Genomic DNA, 5,121 nt, shown 5'->3' with positions numbered 1-5,121 from the left:
GCCAGCGCCATCGGGAACAGTTTGTCCTCGGTCGACCAGACCACCAGCACCGGCACATCGACCGTGCCGAAGCGTTCGGCGGCGGCCACGGTGCATCGATTGTCGACACCGGCGGCGAAGCGGCGCAGATCATCGCGGATGGCGGCGTTGCGCCGGGCAGACCCCAAATAGGACTGCGCGATCTCTTGCGGCAGTTCATGTTTGGTGACCAGCCCGAATCCGAGTGGCAGGCGCTGCATGAACCCGAAGCGCATCGGCGCCAGCAGCGGCCGGATCACGCCGGGAATCTTCGCCAGCTTCAGCAAGCCCGCGAAGGGCTGCGGCGGGAACACTTCGTAGCAGTCGACGGCGGCCAGGACGACGCGGCCGATCCGTTCCGGTCGGCGGGTCATCAGGATCTGGGTGAGCGCACCACCGGTGTCGTTGGCGACGATCGTGACATCGGTGAGGTCGAGCGCGTCGAGGAACTCGGCGATCAGGTCCGCGATGCCGGTGGGACTGAGATCGGCGTCGGGCATCGGGATGGTGTGGGATCCGAGCGGCCAGTCGGGCGTGAGGCAGCGGTGGCCTGCGGCGGCCAGACCGGGCACGACCCCGCGCCAGATATCGGCGTTGACGAGCAGTCCGTGGACGAAGACGACCGGCGATCCGGAGCCGGTGTCGTGGTAGCGGATGCGGCCGGATGACAGGGCGATCTCGTGTGCCGGGCCGAGTGCTGAGCTGATTCCCATGGGGTCCTCCCCTGGTCGAATGCTGGGCACGTCCACTGTTACATACATCCCGTATGTATGTCTATACCCACCCTAGGGGATGTGGACGGGTGACCAGGTTCGCGTTACGGTCGAGCCACGCACCTGCAGAGACGGAGCTCACATGTCCGCGCCCGACCACATCGCGCCGAATTCCTCGGCCGATCTCGGCCTCACCGAGCTGTCCTCGGCCGTGGCCGACGGCAGTATTTCCTCGGTCGTCGCCGTCGCCGACGCGCTCGACCGGATCGAGGCGTCGCAGCCGTCGCTCAACGCGTTCCGGGTCGTCCGTCGCGACGCCGCGCTGCGGGAGGCGGCCGAGGCGGACGCGAGGTTGGCGGCGGGTGTGCGGCTGCCGCTGCTGGGTGTGCCGATCGCGGTCAAGGACGACACCGACATCAGCGGCGAAGTCACCGCCTTCGGGTGTGGTGGGGAGTTCACGCCGAAATCCGCGGACGCCGAATCGGTGCGCCGGTTGCGCGCGGCGGGTGCGGTGATCGTCGGCAAGGCCAATACCTGCGAGCTGGGACAGCTGCCGTTCACCAGCGGTGACGCGTTCGGCCACACCCGCAATCCGTGGGATCGCACGCGCACGCCGGGTGGGTCATCGGGCGGGTCCGCGGCGGCGGTCGCGGCCGGATTGGTCCCCGCCGCGCTGGGTTCCGACGGCGCGGGGTCGGTGCGTATCCCGGCCTCGTGGACCAACCTGATCGGGATCAAGCCGCAGCGAGGGCGCATCTCCACCTGGCCGCTGGCGGAGGCGTTCAACGGGCTCACCGTCAACGGACCGCTCGCGCGCACTGTGCGGGACGCGGCGCTGCTGCTCGACATCGCCGCCGGACCGCACGAGGGCGACCGGCACAAGCCCGCGCCCATCGAGGCGAGCGCGGCCGTCGGGCGCGATCCCGGCAAGCTCAGAATTGCGCTCTCCCTGAGCATTCCGTACACCGCGACCACCACCGCGCTCGATCCACAGATCGCGGCCGCCGTGCACGCGCTGGCCGCCACCCTGCGCACGCTCGGCCATACCGTCACCGTGACAGACCTGCACTACGGGTTGATGATCGGCGCGTCCTTCCTGCCACGATCACTGGCCGGGATCAGCCGGGTGCACCGGGATATGCCGGGCGCGGTCGTCGACCCGAGGACCACCACCAATGCGCGCATCGGACGCGTGCTCAGCGGACCCGCACTCACCGCCGCGCGTCTCGCGGAACCCCTGCTGCACAAGCGCATCGGCTCGTTCTTCGACGACTACGACCTGGTGCTGGCGCCGACCACCGCGACCCCTCCCCCGCAGGTGGAGGAGATCGATGGCATCGGCTTCGGTGCTACGAACAATCTGATCACCGCCGCATGCCCGTACACCTGGCCGTGGAACGTGCTCGGCTGGCCGAGCGTGAACGTGCCCGCCGGCTTCACCGACGCCGGACTGCCGATCGGTGCGCAACTGATGGGCACCGCCGACAGCGAACCACTGCTGATCTCGCTTGCGGCCCAGCTGGAATCGGAACTGCACTGGGAGCGTCACCGCCCCGCGCAGTGGTGGTGACCGTTCCTATCGGCCCGGTTCCGTCCACCCTTCGAGGTCGCTCTTGGTACCCGACGGACAACCTTCCTGGCCGGTCTGCCGGGGAAACATCATCAGGCAGCGCTGTGGTCCCGCGCCACCGACCGCGGTGGTGACCAGCACCGCGATCGACGAGCCGTCGGCGACGCGGCTGGTCGAGAAACCGAGAGTGCCGGTGACGCCGCGATAGTCGGACTCGCGTAGCTGGACCGCGATGGCGGTTCGGTTCGGCGGGAGGTCGGCCAGCACGCCACGGCTGTTGCGCACCGCTTGAACGAACAGGCCGCTCACGTCGAAGGCCAGACCGGTACGGTCACCCGCCCAGGTGGGCCGGTAGTCGGTGAGGTCGGGATAGCCACGGAGGTCCCCGATCAACCCCGCCAGTTCGGTACACAGCTGCTCGTGTTCGAACGGCACCGGCTGGTCGCCGAGCTTGCCGATGCCGCCGACACAATCGGCGCCGCCGAGCATGACCGGCGAGGCCTTGGACACATAGCGCACGGTGAGGTTGGCGGGAAGCGCGGCGGTGGCCTTCGGATCGGTGATCAGCCTGGTCACCGCGTCGTTGCCGAGGATCGCCGGGCCCGCGCCGCTGAGGCAGCCGCGACTCACCGATTTGGCGAAGGTCGGGAAGTCGTCGTTGCGGCCCGCGAAGAACAGCAGGGTGCGACGGTCGAATCCGGCGGTCTCACACGGTGCGGGGAAACGGTAGAGCTGCTGCTGTTCGCGCCAGCTCATACTCTGTTGGGCCACACCGCGTTTGGTGAGCTCCTTCTGCAGATCTTCCACCAGGGTGGTCACGTACAGATCACCGGCGGCCTCGGGGTGATAGATCGCCACCTTGTCGTAGCGCGATGCGCCGTTGAGGTCACGCGCACCCTGCACATAGTCGGCGACCAGACGGGCCTGCACGGTATTGCTCGGTGCCGCTTGGAAATACAGCGGCGATGCCTGCTCCAGACCATCGGCGGACAGGGTCGTGGCCACCGCGGGCACCCCGAGTTCACCGAGACGCGTGATGGCCTTGCGGGTTTCGTCGTTGCTGCGATCGATTCCCACCACACCGAGCACGCTGGGATCGTCGGCCACGAGCTCGCGCAGCGGATTGTCGACCACCCACCCGGCCTGGCGCATATCGGAGCCGCCGTTGGCGATGATGATGCGCAGCAACGGTTCCGATTCGTCGGAGGCCAGCAATGCGCGACGCTGCTGCACCGCCAGTCCGGCCAGCTCCTCGACCTGGGCGTGCGGATAGCGCACATTGGTGTCGACGTAGCTGAGGCCGGCGAAGTACACCAGCGAGATCAAGGGTCTGTTCGGGTTGTTCGCGCGCGCGTCGGCCGCGGCGACATTGAGCCGGAACACTTCTCGCTGCATCGCCGACAGCTCGGGGTCATCGGCGAAGGTCTGGCGGGGGTTGTCGCTGTAGCCGACGCATTCACCGTCGCGCAAACTCACCGAGACACCGTCGGTCCACGGCCAGTGCGAGCATTCGGCGCCACGCAGCGGTGGGAAGTAGACCAGGGTCGCGGCCACGGCCAGCACGATCGGGATCAGCACACACAGACCGACGAACCAGCTGCGCGCGGCGAGCGGCGGCGCGGGCGGCAGTGCGAGACCGCGAAAGCGGCCATCGCTGACGCGCGGGGTCGTGTCGGGCGGCAGGATCGCGCGCAACGGGAGGAACCAGGCGTCGGCCTGACGATGGGTGCGCCGGTTGTCGATCTCGCGCACCCACTCCTGCAGTGGATCGGGCGGTTGCGGGGTCGGCGCGGCGGCGAGACTTTCCAGGGTGCGCAGCGGGCGGAGGTCGCTGATGTGCGAGAGCTCACCGACCTCACGGCTGGGCCCTTCGTCGCGCAGCGCCACCACGACCAGCGGATCGAAAAGGCCGGTCTCGTTCCGGATTTCGTTGATCCAGGTGAGGATGCGCGCACCGTCGCTGCCCTCGGCCAGACCACCGAGCAACGCCACCGGATACGCGGTACGCCGCCAGCTCGACGGTCGCCAGATCCGGCGTCGGTAGGCATCGCGCAGGTCCTCGAGAAACGCGTGCACGAGGAGCTTGGCAACCTGCTCCTCGTTCTCGTCGACCCGATGTGACGCGGTGAGCCGGGACGCGAAACCGAGGAAGCTGCCCGACAATTCAGGCGCCAGGTAGCGCTGGTGCAGGAACCACCGCGTCACCTTCGACATGCCGGGAATGCGCCCCGACACCCACAGCCACAACCGCAGCACCGGCCACAGCGCCAGCACACCGAAGACCACTCGCGAAATCGTGTCGCCCGCAACACCTTCGGCGGTGTCGGAACGGCTCGTCGGTGAACCGCTACGCAGCAGTTTGGGCAGTCTGCGACGCAGCTCGTCGGGTGCCTCGGATTCGTCGGAAGTCACCCGCTGGCGGGTCAGCCAGTCGGCGGTGCGGTAGCGCGGGAACTTGATCGCGCCCATCGCGGTGTCGTCGGCGGCGAAACCCGCCACCAGCTGCTGGACGATCGGCAGGCAGTGGCCGGGGATCTCCTGGTCATTGGCGTGCGGACCCGCGTCGATCGCGTTGAGGTCGGGGGTGAGCAGCGTGCGCGGCAGGTCGGGCGCGTGCAGGTCGATCTTGACGCGCGGCGTCGCCCGCCTGCCCCCGGATTCGCTGAGCCAACTGTAGATTTCGCCGACCAGCGCGGTGTGCCCGGCAACGCCGACGACTTCGATGATCGGCCGCGGCAGCGCGCGCCGCCCGTGAACCAATGTGCGCAGCACGCGCGGGCGGGCGTCGGGAATCTCGAGCGCCCGCAGCAGCTCCAGCAG

Annotated in this window: 3 protein-coding genes; 1 reads left to right on the top strand and 2 read right to left on the bottom strand. The window is 68.7% G+C overall.

The genetic code is table 11. The features are described 5' to 3' along the window. The coding region (locus tag ACFWF3_RS23605) for an alpha/beta fold hydrolase (protein WP_379315303.1) at nucleotides 1-731 on the bottom strand (731 nt) is incomplete at its 3' end. A gap of 142 nt (nucleotides 732-873) precedes the next feature. On the opposite strand from ACFWF3_RS23605, the gene ACFWF3_RS23600 reads away from it, so the two are divergent. Next, nucleotides 874-2,301 carry an amidase gene (locus ACFWF3_RS23600; RefSeq protein WP_379315302.1) on the top strand — a complete coding sequence of 476 codons (1,428 nt, stop codon included), beginning with the start codon at nucleotides 874-876 and terminating at the stop codon, nucleotides 2,299-2,301. A 6-nt stretch (nucleotides 2,302-2,307) separates the two neighbouring features. Here the strand turns inward: ACFWF3_RS23600 and ACFWF3_RS23595 are convergent. Further along, nucleotides 2,308-5,121, bottom strand: a 2,814-nt coding sequence (locus ACFWF3_RS23595) for an ABC transporter substrate-binding protein (protein WP_379315301.1), incomplete at its 5' end; no start/stop codon positions are given.

Source organism: Nocardia sp. NPDC060220 (assembly GCF_042727815.1).
In the GTDB taxonomy this organism is placed as follows: Bacteria; Actinomycetota; Actinomycetes; order Mycobacteriales; family Mycobacteriaceae; genus Nocardia.
This window is presented reverse-complemented; position numbering and strand designations above follow the sequence as displayed.